At 50.7% G+C, this 18,581-nt stretch carries 18 protein-coding genes; 6 read left to right on the top strand and 12 right to left on the bottom strand.

Translation table 11 applies throughout. The annotated features are described in order from the left end of the window. Positions 1-9: 9 nt before the first annotated feature. From ACY2RQ_RS01595 to ACY2RQ_RS01585, 3 genes are all read right to left on the bottom strand, one after another. The gene (locus ACY2RQ_RS01595; RefSeq protein ID WP_490111194.1) at positions 10-1,014 is read right to left on the bottom strand and encodes a hypothetical protein; all 1,005 of its coding nucleotides are present in this window, start codon (positions 1,012-1,014) and stop codon (positions 10-12) included. A gap of 91 nt (positions 1,015-1,105) precedes the next feature. Beyond that, complete coding sequence (locus ACY2RQ_RS01590) at positions 1,106-1,606, bottom strand: hypothetical protein (RefSeq protein ID WP_490111193.1); 501 nt, start codon at positions 1,604-1,606, stop codon at positions 1,106-1,108. A gap of 113 nt (positions 1,607-1,719) precedes the next feature. Then, positions 1,720-2,814 (bottom strand): hypothetical protein, encoded by a 1,095-nt coding sequence (locus ACY2RQ_RS01585; protein WP_490111192.1) that lies wholly within the window; start codon positions 2,812-2,814, stop codon positions 1,720-1,722. 140 nt (positions 2,815-2,954) lie between these two features. On the opposite strand from ACY2RQ_RS01585, the gene ACY2RQ_RS01580 reads away from it, so the two are divergent. Then, positions 2,955-4,361: a substrate-binding domain-containing protein gene (locus ACY2RQ_RS01580; protein ID WP_490111191.1), complete on the top strand. Its 1,407-nt coding sequence runs from the start codon at positions 2,955-2,957 to the stop codon at positions 4,359-4,361. 71 nt (positions 4,362-4,432) lie between these two features. Here ACY2RQ_RS01580 and ACY2RQ_RS01575 read toward each other — a convergent pair whose 3' ends face one another. Continuing rightward, complete coding sequence (locus ACY2RQ_RS01575) at positions 4,433-4,993, bottom strand: YecA/YgfB family protein (protein ID WP_490111190.1); 561 nt, start codon at positions 4,991-4,993, stop codon at positions 4,433-4,435. Positions 4,994-5,129: 136 nt separating this feature from the next. Here ACY2RQ_RS01575 and recQ point away from each other — a divergent pair, with 136 nt between their 5' ends. Next, positions 5,130-6,950, top strand: coding sequence for a DNA helicase RecQ (gene recQ / locus ACY2RQ_RS01570; protein WP_490111189.1), 1,821 nt, complete (start codon positions 5,130-5,132; stop codon positions 6,948-6,950). Positions 6,951-7,011: 61 nt separating this feature from the next. On the opposite strand, the gene fucK is transcribed toward recQ, so the two are convergent. From fucK to fucP, 3 genes are all read right to left on the bottom strand, one after another. Then, entirely contained in the window at positions 7,012-8,433 is a 1,422-nt protein-coding gene (gene fucK / locus ACY2RQ_RS01565) for an L-fuculokinase (protein ID WP_490111188.1), read from the bottom strand. A 54-nt stretch (positions 8,434-8,487) separates the two neighbouring features. Continuing rightward, the gene (locus tag ACY2RQ_RS01560) at positions 8,488-10,254 is read right to left on the bottom strand and encodes an L-fucose isomerase (protein ID WP_490111187.1); all 1,767 of its coding nucleotides are present in this window, start codon (positions 10,252-10,254) and stop codon (positions 8,488-8,490) included. A gap of 78 nt (positions 10,255-10,332) precedes the next feature. After that, on the bottom strand, positions 10,333-11,628 hold the full coding sequence (gene fucP / locus ACY2RQ_RS01555; protein ID WP_490111186.1) for an L-fucose:H+ symporter permease: 1,296 nt from the start codon (positions 11,626-11,628) through the stop codon (positions 10,333-10,335). A 603-nt stretch (positions 11,629-12,231) separates the two neighbouring features. Between fucP and ACY2RQ_RS01550 the strand changes: the two genes are divergently transcribed. Next, the gene (locus tag ACY2RQ_RS01550; RefSeq protein ID WP_490111185.1) at positions 12,232-12,918 is read left to right on the top strand and encodes an L-fuculose-phosphate aldolase; all 687 of its coding nucleotides are present in this window, start codon (positions 12,232-12,234) and stop codon (positions 12,916-12,918) included. Positions 12,919-13,034: 116 nt separating this feature from the next. Beyond that, positions 13,035-13,385, top strand: coding sequence for an Hpt domain-containing protein (locus ACY2RQ_RS01545; protein WP_490111184.1), 351 nt, complete (start codon positions 13,035-13,037; stop codon positions 13,383-13,385). A 9-nt stretch (positions 13,386-13,394) separates the two neighbouring features. Here the strand turns inward: ACY2RQ_RS01545 and ACY2RQ_RS01540 are convergent, their stop codons facing one another. Together ACY2RQ_RS01540 and ACY2RQ_RS01535 are read right to left on the bottom strand one after the other, a co-directional pair. Continuing rightward, positions 13,395-13,901 (bottom strand): SprT family zinc-dependent metalloprotease, encoded by a 507-nt coding sequence (locus ACY2RQ_RS01540; RefSeq protein WP_490111183.1) that lies wholly within the window; start codon positions 13,899-13,901, stop codon positions 13,395-13,397. 148 nt (positions 13,902-14,049) lie between these two features. Continuing rightward, complete coding sequence (locus ACY2RQ_RS01535) at positions 14,050-14,652, bottom strand: Yip1 family protein (RefSeq protein WP_490111182.1); 603 nt, start codon at positions 14,650-14,652, stop codon at positions 14,050-14,052. A gap of 156 nt (positions 14,653-14,808) precedes the next feature. Here ACY2RQ_RS01535 and ACY2RQ_RS01530 point away from each other — a divergent pair, with 156 nt between their 5' ends. Next, positions 14,809-15,639 (top strand): glucosaminidase domain-containing protein, encoded by an 831-nt coding sequence (locus ACY2RQ_RS01530; protein WP_490111181.1) that lies wholly within the window; start codon positions 14,809-14,811, stop codon positions 15,637-15,639. A 74-nt stretch (positions 15,640-15,713) separates the two neighbouring features. Here ACY2RQ_RS01530 and ttcA read toward each other — a convergent pair whose 3' ends face one another. Then, positions 15,714-16,640: a tRNA 2-thiocytidine(32) synthetase TtcA gene (ttcA, locus tag ACY2RQ_RS01525; RefSeq protein WP_490111180.1), complete on the bottom strand. Its 927-nt coding sequence runs from the start codon at positions 16,638-16,640 to the stop codon at positions 15,714-15,716. A 300-nt stretch (positions 16,641-16,940) separates the two neighbouring features. Between ttcA and ACY2RQ_RS01520 the strand changes: the two genes are divergently transcribed. Next, entirely contained in the window at positions 16,941-17,273 is a 333-nt protein-coding gene (locus ACY2RQ_RS01520) for a TraR/DksA family transcriptional regulator (RefSeq protein ID WP_490111179.1), read from the top strand. 93 nt (positions 17,274-17,366) lie between these two features. Here the strand turns inward: ACY2RQ_RS01520 and trmJ are convergent, their stop codons facing one another. Then, positions 17,367-18,104, bottom strand: a complete 738-nt coding sequence (gene trmJ / locus ACY2RQ_RS01515; RefSeq protein WP_490111178.1) for a tRNA (cytosine(32)/uridine(32)-2'-O)-methyltransferase TrmJ — start codon at positions 18,102-18,104, stop codon at positions 17,367-17,369. A 187-nt stretch (positions 18,105-18,291) separates the two neighbouring features. Continuing rightward, entirely contained in the window at positions 18,292-18,462 is a 171-nt protein-coding gene (locus ACY2RQ_RS01510; RefSeq protein ID WP_490111177.1) for a hypothetical protein, read from the bottom strand. Between the last annotated feature and the right edge of the window lie 119 nt (positions 18,463-18,581).

Genomic DNA, 18,581 nt, shown 5'->3' with positions numbered 1-18,581 from the left:
AAACCGGCTTTACTGTGGGTTTTCCTGCCACTCTTTCAGCAAGCGCTCAGCCTTGGCAATATCCAGGCTTTCTTCCGCGCTGGCGGGTACCATGCTGGCCGCTTCCTTCAGATATTTAAGGATCTCCTCTCTGCGGTCATCCCCATAGACTCTGTCCAGTGCTATCGCGTACTCCAGTCGGGTAACGGGCAGAGCAGGTTCGGCTGCCAGAGAGACTTTGAAGTATTTATCCATTTTGTCGGTGGTCGCGCCGTAGGTCATACGGGCGAGAAACCGGCTTCCGGACTTTTCCATAATGCCCGCATGTACGCCCCCAAGGGAGGCGTGTCCGTACATATGGTCGGGGTGCTCCGATATCAGCCGTTCCAAGTCAGATTTCATAGGGTCGGTATATCCGGTTGCCAGGGCCTTGGTCATGGACAGGTCTTCAGCAATACGAGCTTTGGCGTAGGCACTGCCAAACATGATAAAGGGGTGATTGGGCACCAGGGTTTTCATGCTTTCTGTTGTTGCGATCACTTCCCGCAGCAGATCGTGTTTTTCCTGTTGGCTATTGGACAGGTGTAAGGCATAGATGGACTGGGCGTAGAGGGCAGGAATATAACCCATGGGTCCCAGTTTCATGCCCAGTTCCCTGGCTTCCTGGAATTCGCCCTGGAACAGATGGCGCCAGGTTTTCTGGAGCAGTTCAGAATACAGTTTATCCGCCTGTTCGGTTGAAATGGTCTGGCTTTCCAGGTTTATACCCAGTGACTCTGCATAGTTTTCCAGCTCACTCATCGACAGCGCAGCGGCGTCGGGGTAGGTTTCCCGGAGGCTTTGAATATAAGCCACATCGGGAAAAGGTTCGTTTGTGCCCCGGGTAAGCCGGGGCCAGTTCTCTTTCAGCTTTTCGCCGCTGTAATCAAAACCGGGTAATGTGTCCGGATAGCTGTTCCAGCTCTCAGCATGTACGAGGGTTGAGAGTAGCAGGCTAAGGCCGGCGATAAACGACAGCAGGTTCCGTTGTAACATAAGATGTCCTGTGGAGTTTTTATTTTTCAGAAATCCTGAAAATCCTATCACGGGCTTTGCTCCAGCCATTGACTCAGATGACTTTTGATTTTCACTCCAGAGTTATATGGCTTGTATCCGGTGCCGGTGGAGGAGGCGTGTCATCCTGGTCAAACAGATAGCCTTTTTGTTCTTTTAACGACATATGGCCGGTATCCGGCATGGGTGACGGAGTGACCGGCTGGTGGGGGTTAACATCGCTGCCGGTGGGTGCGACGGACCAGTCGGCCTCTTGGGCTGGTGCTGAAGTTTGCTCTTCGGCAGAGGCAGCTTTTACAGACACAGCCTGAGAGGGGGAAGGTGGCTTTGCTTCATGGTGGCTGCCTGTTGGCTGCAGGTGACAGATCAGGCCGGCGGCTTTCAGCTTTTGCTGGTAGGTTTCTGCAGCACTTTGGGGCAGGTTGCTTTTAATTACCATCGGCTTGCCGGAGAACAGCCTGTCCAGTTGCTCCGGGCTGGCGCGGAAAAGCTTGGCGGCGTTATTGCGCACTTTCTGAATATCTGCACCGGGAAGTGTCATACCGGAGAAAGTCAGGTCATAAATATCTGACATAGTGAATGCCTGTTGAATTCTTGTTATTCGTGATTATCTTACACCGGACCGGGAGGGGAAGGGTAGCAGCCTCCTGTGCGAGGGACTGCTATCAGGGAAGGCTGATTTTGTTTTTACATAGTCCGGAGAAAGAAACTCTGGGTTTCTTTCTGTGAATTAAACACACCGGCACCTTTTAATTCCTGGTTGAATTTTTTGGAGAGTTTCTGCAATTCAGTCAGTGTGGTGTTGAGGTCTTCTGAAGCACGGGCATGCGACAAGTCAGCAAGTGTTTGCTTGACTTTATCATTCAAGTATCGGCATGCCCGGCTGCGTTCAAATTTTTCAATAGCCGTAAATGTCTTTTGCTGAGCGGATGTCCGGTTTTCTCCGTTTAAAGGCCTGCATTGAACCCTCTGGGCAGTGAGAGCAGAAGTGACAAGGTCCAGTTCAAACTGAAGGCTCTGTACAACCTGCTGGATGTGTTCCTGAGTAATGGTGACTTCCGGAAGAAGAAATTCTTTCTGCTCCGGGAAGAACTTCACAAAAGGCACCATTTGCTGGGAGATTTTGGCCTGCAGTTGTTCCGCCTGTTTAAGCAGCTTTTGCCTCGCCTCTGGTTTTTTCTCTCTCTCAAGCTGGCTTACGGTTTTCTGAAGTTTGTTTTTTAGTTCTGTAAACTTCGGGATGGTTCTTTTGGCGGCTTTTTTTTGGGCTTTCAGTTTTGGATTATTAATGCCTGCGATCTTCTTAAGTTCTGCCAGTTGTGAGTCAGAGTGAGCTGCAGTCTGCTGTAATATCTGCTGTGCTATTGAAGTCAGTTTGGGGGCTGTGCGTACCTGCTGGTTGGCTACAGGCGTAGTTGCAGGAGTAGTTGCAGGTTTGGGGGGAGGTACAGGGGGAGCTTTTCGAACCGGTTTTCTTTGTGATCCTGGAGTCCCTTGGGCAGGCGGCTCATTATTTATTATGTGCTTTGGTGGTGCTTTTTCTTTTGCCCTGAGTGCTTGAAAGGTGCCAGGGGAGGTTTCATTGGGGCGATTTATTGTCCGCTGACTAAGTGATTTAGGTTCTTGAACTGTATCAGGCTTTGCCGTGGACCTCAGGCTGTGTGTCGGATTTGTTTGTTTGACTCCTCCTTTTCCTTTTTTAACCTCTGCATCATCATCTTCTGAAACCTGCGTTAGGGGGGAGCTTTGGGTTGATCCGATACTTGCAGGTCTGCCATCCATGATCCTGTTCCTTCTGAAAACTACGAGTATATCTACGGGAAAGCTTAACAAAGGCTTTTCTTACTTTGGCGCTTGGTTTTCATAACTTCGTAATAGTTTTGATATAGCTTATTTCCAGCTGCAATTAGGAGGGGGGAGTTATGTCGGTATTGCGCTGGTTTTTTGTATTAATTCTGCTGTCAGGTATGGCGAGAGCCGAAGAAATGGCACGTCCGCTGTTTAATAATCCGCAGGGCGTTCTGTTTACCATGCAGGGTTCTAACACTATAGGTGCCCGGCTGGGACCTGAGATGGTGGCTGGTTGGTTGCAGTCTCGTGGTTTTGAAGATATTTCTATTCTGGATGCTTCTGTGGCCAATGAGCAGCAGGTGCTGGCGACCCATAAGGCTACTGGCGAAAAAGTGGCTGTAGAGGTAAAGGCCCACGGTTCCTCCAGTGGTTTTAAAGCCATGATGGCTGATAATGCCGATATCGCTGCCGCCTCCCGCAGAATCAAAAAGAAAGAACGCTTGAAAATGGTGGAGTTTGGCGACCTGCAGTCCAGCGCCTCTGAATTTGTGATTGGTATTGATGGTATTGCTGTTATTGTTAATCCCGCAAACCCTCTTCGTGCCCTGAATACACAACAGGTGGCGAAAATCTTCTCCGGTGAAATCAGTAACTGGAAAGACCTGGGGGGCAGTGATCTGCCGATTACCGTTTATGCCCGGGATAACCAGTCCGGTACCTGGGATACCTTCCGTAAACTGGTATTGGGCAAGAAATACAAACTGGTTGAATCGGCGCATCGCTTTGAATCCAATGCTGTGTTATCTCAGCGGGTTACAGAAGACCGGGGCGCTATTGGTTTTGTCAGCTTAAATACCATTGGCAGGGCCAGGGCGCTGGCTATTGCTTCCGGCAATGCACAGTCACTGAATCCGGAGCATTTAACCGTAGCGACAGAAGACTATGCCCTGGCCAGACGTCTTTATCTTTACCTGCCCGGTATTAAGCCCAATGAGTATGCGAATGATTTCTTGAAATGGGCCGTATCTGTTCCCGGACAGGAGATAGTGGATAAGGTGGGATATATTTCCCAGAATGTCATTCCCCTGCAGCCTGATATTGCCAGCGCTCCCCAGTCCTATCAGCTGCTGGTAGATAGCCGAAGTCGTCTGTCTGTGAACTTCCGTTTCCATGAAGGCAAAGCCCGTCTGGATAACAAAGCCCGTCTGGATATTGAGCGCCTGGCGGAGTTTCTGGAAAAGAATCCTGGTAACCTGCTGCTGGTGGGCTTTGCCGACGGTAATCGGGTCAGTAGTTACGCCAGCCTGCTGTCACGCTTACGGGCCAAGGTAGTGCGCCGGGCCTTGATCCGCGCCGGTGTCTCCCGCCGTTATATGGATTTTCATGGTTATGGAAAATATCTGCAGCTGTCCGATGAAGATGGCCTGTCAGCCCTGATTAAAAACCGCAGGGTTGAGGTCTGGTTCCAGCCAGCCAAACAGGTGAACCAGGCAAAGAACAAGGTTCAGGATAAATTGTTTCAGGTTTCTGGTTTATAAGTCAGTCTTTACTTCAGAAACAACTAACCCGCTTTTCAAGGCGGGCTTGTTATTTCTGGAACGGATAAAATTTATCGATCTGTACGCATCAGCAGATACAGTTCTACCATCACTTCCGGTAGCTGGGAGGCCATATCTTCCAGGAGGTTTTCATTGTTGGAGATATCCTTGAAATCAGGCTCATCGGCAAACAGACCGGAAAGGGCCGCGACAGGCAGCAGCAGTTCCGCTACAGCCTGCTCATTATGATCCAGCCAGGCTTCTTCCTGCTCGATATGGGTCTCCAGGAATCCGGCACACCAGTCGGCCAGTTCAGATTCCAGTAAATTCTCATCTTCTTCAATCAGAATCGGAATTTCAAATTCATCATTGTCATCGTTAAGCTGGGCATCAATCAGGGACAGAGTATCTTTAACGCAGGGAATCAGCTGATCATAGCTCTGGCCGATGGCAGATGGATCGGGAAACAGGGTCGCGCAGATCTCTTCCGGAGAATCGGGTTCAGGGCTGATAACCTGAGCCGTCAGATAACCATGGCCCATCAGGGCATCCATCGCCTCTTCATCATTTTCTGCCATGGCATCAAGTGCCTGGAATAATGAAGAATCAAGCAGTAGTTCAGAGTCGGTCATGAGTACTTCCCGTAGTAGGATTTTGCTGAAAAGTTGAGTTACGACAAGTCTGACGGGTGTTGATCCAATATGGAAGCGCAGGCGTGTATAATGCGGTTTTTCCTGAACACTCTTTCTACGTATTGCTGGGGTATAAATGTCAGACCGGGCATGGGATATTCTTGCTGATGTATTCGGTTATACCGCGTTCCGTGGCCGCCAGGAGGAGATAATCAGACATGTCTCCGGTGGGGGGGATGCCCTGGTTCTTATGCCCACCGGCGGTGGTAAAAGCCTCTGTTACCAGTTGCCCGCGCTTATGCGTCCGGGGACGGCTGTTGTGGTTTCCCCTCTTATTGCCTTAATGCAGGATCAGGTCGCTGGTCTGAAACTCTTGGGAGTGAGAGTCGCAGCTCTTCATTCTGCAATTCCTTTTGAAGAGCAGATGGATATTCAGGCAGGACTGGGCCGGGGGGAGTTTGATTTGCTCTATATCTCCCCTGAACGGCTGATGACCCATCGCATGCTGGATATTCTGAATCATCTGCAGATCTCCCTGTTTGCTATTGATGAAGCGCATTGCGTGTCCCAGTGGGGCCATGACTTTCGCCCGGAATATCTGCAACTCTCGATTCTCCATGAACGTCATCCCCATGTACCCCGTATTGCTTTAACTGCAACCGCAGACCAGCGCACCCGGGAGGAGATTGCTACCCGGCTCAACCTTTCTGACGCCCGCTGGTTTGTCAGCAGTTTTGATCGCCCCAATATTTTTTATCGTCTTGCTCAGAAGCGGAATGCCCGCAACCAGCTGCTGGATTTTATACTGAAGGATCATGCCGGGCAGTCGGGCATTGTGTATTGTCTGTCCCGACGCAAGGTGGATGAACTGGCGACCTGGCTGCAAAGGCATGGTGTGGATGCATTGCCCTATCATGCAGGACTGGACCAGGAAGTGCGCCAGTATAATCAGCACCGTTTTCAAATTACGGACAATTTGGTGATGGTGGCCACCATCGCTTTTGGCATGGGGGTGGACAAACCCGATGTGCGTTTTGTGGCCCATATGGATATGCCCCGCAGTATTGAGGCTTACTACCAGGAAACGGGGCGGGCCGGGCGGGATGGTCTTCCCGCGACAGCCTGGCTGGTGTACGGATTGCAGGATGTGATTATTCTCGGGCAGATGCTGGCTCAGTCCGGTATGAATGAAGAAATGCGTCACCTTGAACGGCAGCGGCTGAACTCTATGCTGGGGTTCTGCGAAGTATCCGGTTGTCGTCGTCAGGCACTGCTGGGTTATTTTGGCGAGGAGCGGGAAAGCAAGTGCGGTAACTGTGATCTGTGTGTAGAACCTGTGGCCTCCTGGGATGCCACCGAAGCGGCGCGGAAGGCTCTGTCCAATGTATATCGCACCGGTCAGCGTTATGGGGTTACCCATCTTGTGGATGTTTTGCTGGGCAAAACCAACAAGAGGGTGAAAGAGCTGGGCCACGACCGTGTTTCAACCTTTGGCCTCGGCAAAGACCTTAGCCAGCCCCTGTGGCGCTCTGTGTACCGGCAACTTGTGGCCCGGGGTTATGTGACGGTGACTTCTGAAACCCATGGCGGCCTGTTTCTGACGGAAAAGAGTCGTCTTCTGTTGCGGGGGGAAGAACAGCTGGAACTGCGTAAGGACCGTTATGAAACCCACGAGCTGAAAGTGACCGGCCCCGCACAGCAACTTCAGGGGGAAGATGCTGTGCTATGGGAAGAGCTGCGTGCTTTGAGAATGCGACTGGCTAAAGAAAGGGGCGTGCCCCCTTTTCAGGTTTTCAGTGATGCGACTCTGCGGGGCATGATGGCCCGCCGCCCGGAAACCGGGGAACAGTTGCTGGAAGTGTCCGGTGTAGGACAGTTCAAGCTGGAGCAATATGGTGAAGCTTTTCTTGGGGTGTTGAAGCAGCATCATTCTGAAACGTCGACAGACCGTATTTGAGTTCAGAGATAGCGTGCTTTTAGTTGCCCCCAGGCTCTAAGCATAACTGTCTACTCATTTCTCATAACGCTTCAGGTAACACCTGCTCGTATTCAGTCGCAAAAGCCTGCCGGGCAGTTTCTGTTGAGTCGTATAACCGGGCACCCACCATGGCAAAAACAGACGCGCCCTGTACAGTTGTTTCCGGCTCTTTCAGAATTTTGACAGGCAGCTGCAGGGTATTGGCTTTGATTTGATTCCAGAGTGGGTTTTTCGAGCCACCGCCCACAAGAATCAGCTCTTTACTTTTGAAACCGCCAATGGCCTCCAGTTGCTGCAGACTGATTTTCAGTCGGTTCGCCAGTGCCTGCAAAGTCGCCCGATAGATGGCACCGCGACTGGTGGAGAGGGTTAAACCGTGAATGGTACCACTAACCTGTCCATGTCTGTCGGTCAGAAACTCCGGGTTAATGGTTACGCCCTGGCATTTTTCCCCCACAGTCTCAGCCTCTTTGATCATGGTCGTGTATTTGGCATCTCCCTTCAGGTCGCTGTAGAACTGACGGCCAATCCACTCCAGAACGCCAGAGGCCAGCCACTGAATGCCCGGATTATAAAGTCCGGCATGGGAGTCCCATTCACAGGTAAAACCCTGTTCAAACACATCCGTTGTTAAATGGCTGGCTTCAGGGGAGCGCACCATAAGAATCTCCCAGGTCCCTGAAGACAGCACCGGCTGTCCTTCTGCGGCACCGGAGCCATAGATGGCAAACTGTGTATCATGGCCTGTGGAAACCACCGGAATACCTTCGGGCAGACCAAGCGCACCGGCGGCCTTTGGCAGAAGCGTTCCAACGATTTCACCGGCCTGAACCATTTTCGGAAAGAAGGTTTTGTCCAGGTTGAGCGCCTGCAGTATATTCTCACTGAAATCCTGTTTCTTCAGGTCTGTCAGCTGGGCTGTTCCTGCCATCGTGGCATCCGTGGATAACTGCCCGGTAAGCCTGTGATTAAACAGGGAACTGATGAACAGCCAGCCATGGGCCAGGTCCAGTAATTCGGGCTTGTTCTCACGGAACCAGATCAGTTTGTTAAGGGTATTGAACGAGAAGTGCCCTACACCACTGTGTACTGTCAACCAGTCTGGATCGAGGTACTTTTTGATGCTTTGCTGGGCTTCCGTCGTCCGGGGACACTTCCAGCTAATGACGGGATGAAGGGGGTTACCGGCTTGATCAACCAGGGTTCCGTCAACACCAAAGGTGGTCACCGTTACGGCCTTAACCTGTTCTGGCAGTAATTTTGCCATAACTTCCCTGGAGCACAGGCTGAATTTTTTGAAAATACCTTCCAGTGACCATTCATGCCAGTCAGGGTTTTCCGCCGAAGCTTCAGTGGCATTGGGGACAGCGGATTTCGTAACGACCTTGCCTGCAGTGTTGACTGCAACTGCGCGCACATTGGTAGCTCCGCAATCCAATACAACGACAACATCTTGTGCCATGTTCACTTTCCATATAAACGACGGGATAGTTTAATACTCCCTGCGATTTACCTTTTACTTATAGAGCGGTCCGTAGTTCTGGCACGCACGATAATCCTGACCTTCTGCATCCATGCCATGGGCCGACCAGGCGGATGGACGGAAGATAACCTCGTCTTCAACGTTATGCATGCACACAGGGATACGCAGCATAGACGCCAGGGTGATAAAGTCAGCACCCACGTGTCCAACGGTCAGAACCCCATGGTTAGCGCCCCAGTTAGCCATGACGGAGTAAACGTCCTTGAAGGGACCTTTGCCGGTTACACGGGGTGCAAACCAGGTGGTCGGCCAGGTTGAATCTGTGCGGTCGTTGAGAATCTTGTGGGTTTCTTCCGGAATATCTACGGACCAGCCTTCAGCGATTTGCAGCACCGGGCCAAGACCTTCGATCAGATTGACACGGGTCAGTGTGAATGGCACGTCACCTTCACTCAGGAAGTTGCTGGAGAAACCACCACCACGGAAATACTCGTCAACGGCCGGACACCACTGGGTAGCCGCGAGGCACTCCCTGACTTCCTCTTCAGTCACTTCCCAATGTGGCTTGATGGTGGGGTTGTTTTCAGCGTCCCTTTGTTTGCAGGTGCCATCCAGGGCGGCAGAGCCAGAGTTGATCAGGTGAATCAGCCCATCCCCGGCACGGCCTTCCAGGCTATGGTCCGTTACGCGCTTAACGGCTTCCGGAGACCAGTAGGTACGTACGTCGGCAAAAATTTGGGCGGTACCGGTCAGGCCATAACCAAACAGCTGGCAGACTGCGTTCAGGCTGTCATTTTCCGTCGCCATCACTATAGGAGCACGTCTGCCGTTCCAGTCGAAGGAACTGTTCAGAACGGCTTCGGCGGTATCGCCGTTAGGGTACTGGTCAGTCCAGTGTCGCTGCCCCTGGAAGCCACCGGCAATCGCGTTGTAGCCCAGCGCTTCTTCACCGAAACCTTTTTCCGCCAGTTTTTCATTACCCTGCATCATGTCACGCATACAGATCGCCATCAGCAGGCTTTCCCGCATGACTTCTCGGTTCTGCTCCGGTGTGCGTCGGTTCTCTTCCGGGTTACGATCAGGACCTCGCCTGAAGTATTCATCTGACCAGCTGACTGCCAGTTCCAGCTCGGCTTCGTCGTAGATTTTTTCATCCATGCGGCGGCGCAGCTCGGTCATGTCAATGGCCTGAACTTTCATGCCCAGATAGTTTTCAAAGAAACCATGGTCTACGATAGAACCGACAATACCCATACTGACACCGCCCAGGGACATGTAGCTCCTGCCACGGATGGTCGCCGCTACCAGACCTGCACGGGTAAAGCGCAGCAGTTTCTCCTGAACATCCGCCGGAATGCTGTCATCACCAGCGTCCTGAACATCGCGGCCGTAGATAGAGAAAGCAGGCAGACCTTTCTGGTTATGACCCGCCAGTGCCGCCGCCAGATAAACGGCTCCCGGTCTTTCAGTGCCATTAAAACCCCAGATGGCTTTCGGGCGATGCGGATGCATATCGATAGTTTCGCTGCCATAGCACCAGCATGGGGTAAGGGTGATGCTCAGACCTGCATTTTCACTCTGGAACTTTTCTTCACAGATGGCCGCTTCAGCCATGCCGCCTATGCAGGTGTCTGCGATAACACATTCAATGGTCTCACCACCTGGGTGACGCAGCGTCTCACTCAAAAAAGCGGCAGTACGCTTTGCCATGTTCATAGTCTGCTCTTCCAGAGACTCACGAACGCCTTTACGACGACCATCGATGGTAGGGCGAATACCAATTTTCGGGAGGTATTTCATTAAAGTAACTACCTTAGTCAATTTTCAGGTGCTAAAGCGTTTTCAATGACTGGGAAAATACCCTGGCTTTACAGGTATTCAGGCTTTGCTTCCTTTCAAACCAAACCAGGTTAAGTAAACAAAACCAATAAGAGGGATAACAAAGGACATGCCAATGCCTGCCATGTCAGAAATATGGCCCATATTGGCAGTCAGGACTGCGCCACCAAGAATGGCCATTATCAGACAGCAGCCGCCTAGCTGGGTGTCGTTGCCCAGACCCGCAACAGACAGACCGTAAATGGTAGGAAACATCAGGGACATACAGCCAGAAATAGCAACCAGAGCGTATACGCCGACAACACCTTTGCTCTGTATAACGATTGCTGACAATACCGCAGCCAGGGCTGCCAGAACTCCAAGCAGCTTGTTAGGCTCAATATAGAGCATCACGGAAGTGCAGATAAAACGGGCACCACTGAATAACAAAATGGAGTAAAGGTAATAAGTGGATGCTTCTGCTTCAGTACCGCCAATATTGTTCATTACGTAGTGAATCGTCCAGGACCAGCAGCCAATCTGGGCACCGATATACAGGAACTGCCCCAAAACCCCCCTTATAAATACTTTTTTCTTCCGTAGCCGTTGGAAAGAACCAACCAGATTGAAGGTTTCTGAAGAATCAGATGTGGCAGGCATTTTACGCAGAGCAATAGACAACAATACTCCCACAACAATGATCGCAACAACGACATAAGGTTCCATAACCGCCATCAGTTCCTGTGACTGTATAGCTTCCAGCTCAGCCGCAGGCATTACAGCACGTTCAGCATCTGATGCGGTATGTAACTGGGTCAGGATGAAAAACTTACCCACCAGAACACCGGCAATAGAACCAATAGGGTTAAATGACTGTGCCAGATTCAAACGCTGTGTGGCTGTTTCTTCCGGCCCCATGGAAATAATGTATGGGTTGGCACTGGTTTCAAGAATTGACAGCCCTCCTGCAAGAATGAACAGAGCTGTCAGGAAGTGATGGTACTGCATGGTTTGGCTGGCCGGATAAAATAAAAGTGCGCCACTTGCGAACAGACCAAGACCTAAAAGAACACCGGATTTATAGGAAAAATTTTTAATAAAAACAGCAGCAGGTAGGGCCAGACAGAAATAGGCTCCATAGAAGGCCATTTGTACAAGACTTGACTGGGCATCGGTCAGTGTAAAGACCTTGCGAAACTGTGCAATCAGCACATCGGTTATATTGTTTGCCAGCCCCCACAAAGCGAAACAGCTGACCAACAAAATGAAAGATATCAAAAACTCTTTTGGGACAATGGGTTTTGATGTGGCCGCTCTCGGAGCTTCTGTGCTCTGCAGATCCCCTGTTTCGCTCATTTATGGCACTCCTGCATGTTTATAGCCTGAGTTAGGTGCGGACTTAATCTGGCGGTTGTTCTCTAGAAATGAGCAGGGTGACTGATGTGAATAAGACGCAGCGGTGAAAGAATGATCATTGTCTCTCAAATCGTTGCCACACAGCCATGGAAGTCCTCGGGAAGACCCTTCGGATGGCACGAAAATCCGCCCTACCCAGAGGGAACAATAGCCCGCAGCGTCAGGTTTGCCACTGTAGGAACCATATATGGTTCTCCCCGGCTTGCAAGAACCTGTACTTAATAGAAAAGCATAAGTAACTGCTTTCATATATTTGGCCTGTTTACGGAGTAATACATTTAACTATCTGTCCATGGTCGTTTTTTTATTTATAGGACTTTCGCATTGACAGCCTATGGCGATTCCTGATAATTGCCCATGGATCATTTTTGTTTAGAATAATGCGAAGTACGTCCCGTCCCACCACTGCACGATGTAACCTGCTCATGTATATGGTTTTTTGATCAGTTTTTTGCGAAAGGAAAGGACTGTCTCCTTCCGGATTTCACAAAAACTGTCAATGCGTAAGCCTAATTTATATAAAGTCGATCACATACGGGTGCTATGATTTACCGCTATTTTGGGGATAAGACACCAATGCCGAGCAGAAACAAGATAGCCAGAGACATTATTCAGGCCTGTCTGGACATGAATCGTTCTGGACTTAACCAGGGTACAGCTGGAAATATCAGTCACCGCTTTGAAAACGGAATGCTGATAACTTCTTCGGGGATTGCCTACGATAAGCTCGAAGAAAGCGACATTGTTTTTGTAAGCAATAATGGCACTTATGAAGATGGGAAGGTCCCTTCTAGTGAATGGCGTTTTCATCTTGCGGTACTTCAGGCACGTCCTGATCTTAACGCTGTTGTGCATACCCATGCCATTCATTGCAGCACACTTTCAATCCTTAATAAGGAAATACCTGCTATTCATTATATGATCGCCACGGCAGGTGGCAATTCCATTCCTTGTGTTCCTTATGCCACTTATGGAACATTGGAGTTGTCAGACTACGTGGTCAACGGCATGCTGGATCGTAATGCAATCCTTCTTCAACATCATGGAATGATTGCTGGTGGGTGCACATTGTCAAAAGCCATGTGGCTGGCAGAAGAAGTTGAGACGTTGGCAAAAATGTATACGCTGTTACTGCAAACTGGCCAGGAAGTACCCGTTTTGCCTGATGATGAGATCAATATTGTCCTGGAGCGTTTTAAAAACTACGGTCTTCGTGAAAAGGCTGAATAGGCCACACATGCATTAGACGTCAAAAGTGATTATCCCCCCCCCGTAATCAGTATTGGAGAGACTTGCCAACAGCCCCTAATCTTTACTTTAAACAGGACATCTTAGGGAGTGAGCTCATGGCGGCGGTGGATTTTTCAGTGCTGGATGAATTTCGTGAATTGATGGGAGAGGAAGGGGCTGGCGAGGTGAGGGATTTAGTGAATATCTATCTCGAAGACGGCCCTATTCAGCTTGCAGCCATGAACAGGGCACTGGGTGGAGATGATGCCGAGACTTTTCGGCGGGCGGCCCATAGCTTTAAATCCAGCTGCGCCAATATTGGTGCTTTTGACCTGCAGAGGATCTGTCTTGAGCTGGAGCAGAAGGCTTCAGTTGACACCCTTGACCCAGCCTTTAAAGATCTTCTGAACCGGGCGGAAGCCGGATTTGCGGATGTTCAGCAAGAGTTGAAGCAGTACTTGCGTTAGATCTATAGCTCAGATCTTTCCCAGTGGCTTGTGTTCATAGAGATAGCGTAATCGGCTGCTGCAATCACCACAGTGATAGATAACACCCCGCTGCCTGCGATTATGTCTGATCGCTGACAGAGGGGTTTCTCTGTCTGTGCAGCGACAACCATAGATAAACCGGTAACGGCCGCTCTGGCGCAGGTCGTAACTGTGGTTGGGGGTGGGCGGTACCCGGAACACCTGTTTCATTACCGACTGCCACTCCTTGCCGTGGGGCTGGATTTTCGGACCGTAGACTTTGGGAGCCACCAAGTGGGCCATCTCGTGGGCCACTATGTGGTGAACAAAATGGTGTCGGTTATGGTGGCAAAAGTCCGGGTTAAAGCGCAGCAGGTTGTTTTCGGGCAGGGCGTGCCCGGCATCAGCACCCGTCAGATCTATCAATACTTTCGGAGGGGAGAAGGGCATGCCGTAGTAGTATGAAGCCGTACGGAGCAGCTGTTGAACCCGGTTATGGATGTCGTTAAAAGCCATCGCCTTTCCAACCTGTAAAGCGTGAACGGGAAGCAGGGCGGGAGAATATTAGACGTGCTTTCCGGGGCTGCCAGCCGTAAATGCGACAGGGCCCGGAATGGGCCCTGTGGGTGAGAAAGAAGTCTCAAAACAGATTTGGTTATGACACCTAGATATAGACTGGACCAGCACCAAAGTTCCAGATAGTAACGGTTACCGCCATGGTCGCCACCAGTACCACAAGGGCGACACACAGTACTGAACTGGCGAAGATCACCCCCCGTTCAAAGGGAATATTCATAAACACTGGCAGGCCGGTATAGAGCAGATAAGCTGACCAGCTGACTGTCACCAGGCTGACCATCATAATGGTCCACAACGATGGTACCAGTCCGGCCAGGCCGCCGATAAACAGTGGGGTGGCAGTATAGGTTGTGAAAGCCAGGCACTGGGCCAGGGTTGGCGATGAATCAAAGGTATGGGCCATCCAGCGGACAAAACCGGCAATCACAAGAATGGCTGTGATAGTGGCAAAAAACGCCAGAACTGACATAATAGCCGCGCTTGACTGGGTCAGGCGGGTAATATCAGCACTGCCTGGCAGTTGCCAGCCGGTGATCGTCGTTCCCAGATAACCACAAATAGCGGGTATGGCCGCCATAAGCAGAAGATAAGTAACAATAAAATTCAGGACTGTTGGACGTTCATCACGGATACTGCGCCATTCCTGATCGGGATGTATGAACAACCCCCAAACGTGAGTAAAACTCATCGTGCTCCTCCCTGCCAGTCAGTACAGACTGCAATTGCGAGCTGGCGTCTTTTTATTAGATTTAGATATTGTGGTTGTCGCCTCCTGCGACTCCCTCAGTTAAACAGTATGTGGGGTTCTTGGCAATAGAGCGCCGGGTTAGAAGAGGTAGATGATTTGAAGAAGTTTGCAGCTGCGACAGGTTTTTTGCTGGTTCTGATTGGTCTGCTGGTCTGGCTTTCTCCCGATAGAGAACCACAGCCGGTTAAGGTTGTTGAGAAGAAAAAAGAACCGGAGAAAACACAGGCATGGCAGCTGGCAGGGGTGCCTGATTTCAAAGCCATTACTGATGTGCGTACGAAAAAGAAAACGTTTTTTGAATATATGCTGCCTCTGGTTCGTGAACAGAACAGTAAAATATCCGCCCAGAGACAAAAGCTGAAAACCCTGCAGGGCAAAGCTGAGTTGACCAGTGCCGACACGGAATGGTTGAAAGCGCTGGGCAGGCAGTACCGTATATCCGGTAAGCTGGATGAGAATTGGTTTGAACGCGCTTTGATAAAAGTTGATCGGTTGCCCGCCTCCCTGGCGCTGGCACAGGCCGCCAATGAATCCGGTTGGGGTTCTTCACGGTTTGCCCGGGAAGGGAATAACTATTTTGGCCAGTGGTGTTTTACTAAGGGCTGTGGCCTGGTGCCTAACTTCCGGAATGAGGGTTCTGTCCATGAAGTGCGCAGTTTCACTGATGTCGGGGATTCCGTCAGGGCTTATCTGCTGAACCTGAATACCCATTCACAGTACCAGGCTTTAAGAGAGCTGCGGGCCAATGCCAGAGAGAATAAGATGGCTGTTTCCGGTGCCTATCTTGCTCAGGGTTTGGGGAAGTATTCCGAACGTGGCTACGCCTATGTGGATGAGATTGTTTCTATGATTAACAGCAACCGTCTGCAGCACTATGATCACAAACTTGGTGCGGTAAAAAGCCACTCGGAAACAGAAACGCTTTAAAGTTCTCCTGGCTATTGAAAAGGCATAAAAAACGGAAGCCAGATAGATTCCGTTTTTTATTTGTCTTTTAAAGCTTACAGGCTGTTTGGGTCAAAGTTCATAACTTTTATATCGTCGTCTTCGGTCAGTTCCAGTTCCGGCAGGTTACCGGAAAAAATAAACTGGCTGTCGTCGTATTCGTAAGGCTTACGCTCGCCGGTACGGTCGATGGCCAGACTTTCAAAGTCGAACAGGCTGGTATCGGCCATCTGGGACAGAGCGATGTTCTGCATTGCACCGAAGATGGATTCAATGCGGCTGGGGTGTTTCTTTTCCCACTCGTGGAGCATGGCCTTGATGCTCTGCCGTTGCAGGTTCTCCTGGGAGCCACACAGGTTGCAGGGGATGATGGGGAACTGCATGTATTCGGCAAAACGCTTGATATGCTTTTCCCGACAGTAGGCCAGAGGGCGGATAACAATATTACGACCGTCGTCTGACAGCAATTTTGGCGGCATGGATGACAGGCGGGCACCGTAAAACATATTCAGGAACATGGTTTCGATAATATCGTCCTTGTGGTGTCCAAGGGCGATTTTGGTAGCGCCAATATCTTCGGCGAAGGCATAAAGTGTGCCCCGGCGCAGACGGGAGCAGAGACCGCAGGTGGTTTTCCCTTCGGGGATTTTGGATTTCACCACCGAGTAGGTGTCCCGGTTGACGATATGGTAGGGAATGCCAATGCCGTCCAGGTATTTCGGCAGCACATGCTCAGGGAAGCCTGGTTGCTTCTGATCCAGATTAACGGCCACCAGCTCAAATTTAACCGGTGCGCTCTTCTGCAGGCTCTGCAGGATATGGAGCATGGTGTAGCTGTCTGCCCCTCCGGAGAGACACACCATGATTTTGTCGCTATCTTCAATCATATTGAAGTCTTCGATGGCCCGACCGGCGAAACGGCGCAGCTTCTTCTGAAGCTTGTTGAAACCGGTTTTGTCTGATCCTGGAGTAGCCTGAGTCATGGGCGTGGAGAGGGTCCTGTCAAAAAGCTGGGAGTATACCTGCGCCGACGGGGTTGACCAATCAGGTTATTTGCGAAACATTGTGGGTGGTAGGTGCAGTCTCTGTCCTGTGTTTTCTGAAATTGGTCTTCCCGGCAGCGATAGCTCCTGTCAGATTAAGGGCGCAGCAGGGAGAGAGGGGAGATTTGCTAAACTCGTGTGGCTGGGAATTGATTCAGATCAACCTGTACGGTCGTATTGACATTCTAAAATGACAAAAAGGCAAGATCGTTCCAAAGGTCGGAAAACAGAGGGAAGCCCATGAATGGGGAGTATGATGCTTTTCGTGAGAAGCTGCTGAGTCGCCAGGAAGAGTTGCAGGTGCGCCTGGATAACATTAAGAAAGATGTCACGCGCAAGGCCAACGCGGATTGGTCCGAACAGGCTCAGGAACGTGAAAACGACGAAGTCATAGATGCCTTGGGTAATGAGGCTGTCAATGAGCTGCGTCTGATTCAGAAAGCCCTGGAACGCATCAAAGAAAAGGAATATACCCTGTGCACCGGATGTGGTGGCGATATTCCCCTGGCCCGTCTGGAAATCATGCCTTACACCAATCTTTGCGTAAAATGCGCGGAAGCCCGGGGCGGCTGACAATCTCCCGGTCGGTTCATATTCGGCATTCGGCAAGCTCTTGCACAGCCGGAATGCATAACCGGGGTAACCTCTTACTGTCAGCCTTTTTGACTAGCTCTCGGAATTGGAAGCGGCATTTTCCCGGATTCTACGAAGAATACCACGCAGAATGTTCAACTCTTCCTGTTCCGGGCGGGCCCGGTTAAACAGACGGCGCATTTTGGTCATAATCCTGCCGGGGTGCTGGCGGATAATAAACTGGATATCGGTCAGAGCCAGCTCAAGCTGCTGGTAAAACAGCTCCATTTGCAGGGTATCAGGGTAAGGCTCAGTGGGTTCCTGTTCTACCGCTTCCGGAGCATTAGCAAGGCTGGCCTGGTGAATCTCATAGCACAGTATCTGAATGGCTGAAGCCACATTCAGTACAGGGTAATCCGGGTTGGCGTCTATAGATACGTGGAAGTGGCACTGCTGCAGCTCTTCGTTGGTCATGCCCGAGGTTTCCTGGCCAAACACCAGGGCAACCTGTCCAATTTGTGCCTCTGTTACCAGTTTTTCGGCTGCTTTACGGGCGTTAAGCATGGGCCAGGGGAAGCTGCGGCTGCGGGCTGAGGTGCCAATCACCAGGTTGCAATCGGCAATGGCCCCTTCAAAAGAGCTGGCTACCTGGACATCGGGAATCATATCGGCGGCACCGGCGGCCAGCATAGTGGCTTCGTCGTGGGGCCACTGGTTGGGTTCAACCAGAATCAGCTGAGTCAGGCCCATGGTTTTCATGGCCCGCAGGGCAGAACCGATATTGCCCGGGTGCCAGGTCCGGAGCATCACTATTCGAATGGAATCAAGCATGGATGTGACTGTAAATAAGAGAAATCAGCGCAGAATTATACAGAGTGCTGCGCCGACATTCCTGCGAGTTCCACAGAATATGAAACAGGTGTTTTAAGAATAACGTCTATAGTCTGGAAAATGTGGCCTGTTGATGGCAGGCTTCAGGTCGAGATGAACACTTTTGCTGCTACCGACGGTCGAACATTCAGCCCATAGATAGGGTGCAGTAGGATTTCTGTTGGTTCTGCAGAGTCATACCCACTTTAAGAGTCATACCCGCTTTAAACGATGTTAACAGAGTGTCAGGGCAGTTTTCCCCTCCGGAAACCTGGAGGGACATGGGTTTATTATCAATAAAAATTTTATCAACGTTCACGGTTTCTGGTGGGGTGAAGGTTGGCCAGCAGTGAAAACGTTTATTTGAACTCTTGTCTGTACTGCTGCCGAATGTACTACCATGGTATTTCATTTTGCAGCCAATATCGTTTCTCAGAG

The sequence above is a fragment of the Parendozoicomonas sp. 209JJ7-1 genome (assembly GCF_058147085.1).
The sequence above is the reverse complement of the archived record's forward strand: the minus strand, read 5'-3'. Positions and strand labels throughout refer to the sequence as shown.

Bases quoted from the DNA above. Each gene is read 5' to 3' on its own strand.
- ACY2RQ_RS01520 (WP_490111179.1), top strand. From the start codon at position 16,941: ATGAATGGGGAGTATGATGCTTTTCGTGAGAAGCTGCTGAGTCGCCAG.
- trmJ (WP_490111178.1), bottom strand. From the start codon at position 18,104: ATGCTTGATTCCATTCGAATAGTGATGCTCCGGACCTGGCACCCGGGC.
- ACY2RQ_RS01595 (WP_490111194.1), bottom strand. From the start codon at position 1,014: ATGTTACAACGGAACCTGCTGTCGTTTATCGCCGGCCTTAGCCTGCTA.
- ACY2RQ_RS01580 (WP_490111191.1), top strand. From the start codon at position 2,955: ATGTCGGTATTGCGCTGGTTTTTTGTATTAATTCTGCTGTCAGGTATG.
- recQ (WP_490111189.1), top strand. From the start codon at position 5,130: ATGTCAGACCGGGCATGGGATATTCTTGCTGATGTATTCGGTTATACC.
- ACY2RQ_RS01535 (WP_490111182.1), bottom strand. From the start codon at position 14,652: ATGAGTTTTACTCACGTTTGGGGGTTGTTCATACATCCCGATCAGGAA.
- ACY2RQ_RS01550 (WP_490111185.1), top strand. From the start codon at position 12,232: ATGATTTACCGCTATTTTGGGGATAAGACACCAATGCCGAGCAGAAAC.
- ACY2RQ_RS01540 (WP_490111183.1), bottom strand. From the start codon at position 13,901: ATGGCTTTTAACGACATCCATAACCGGGTTCAACAGCTGCTCCGTACG.
- ACY2RQ_RS01545 (WP_490111184.1), top strand. From the start codon at position 13,035: ATGGCGGCGGTGGATTTTTCAGTGCTGGATGAATTTCGTGAATTGATG.
- fucP (WP_490111186.1), bottom strand. From the start codon at position 11,628: ATGAGCGAAACAGGGGATCTGCAGAGCACAGAAGCTCCGAGAGCGGCC.
- ACY2RQ_RS01585 (WP_490111192.1), bottom strand. From the start codon at position 2,814: ATGGATGGCAGACCTGCAAGTATCGGATCAACCCAAAGCTCCCCCCTA.
- ACY2RQ_RS01590 (WP_490111193.1), bottom strand. From the start codon at position 1,606: ATGTCAGATATTTATGACCTGACTTTCTCCGGTATGACACTTCCCGGT.
- ACY2RQ_RS01575 (WP_490111190.1), bottom strand. From the start codon at position 4,993: ATGACCGACTCTGAACTACTGCTTGATTCTTCATTATTCCAGGCACTT.
- fucK (WP_490111188.1), bottom strand. From the start codon at position 8,433: ATGGCACAAGATGTTGTCGTTGTATTGGATTGCGGAGCTACCAATGTG.
- ttcA (WP_490111180.1), bottom strand. From the start codon at position 16,640: ATGACTCAGGCTACTCCAGGATCAGACAAAACCGGTTTCAACAAGCTT.
- ACY2RQ_RS01560 (WP_490111187.1), bottom strand. From the start codon at position 10,254: ATGAAATACCTCCCGAAAATTGGTATTCGCCCTACCATCGATGGTCGT.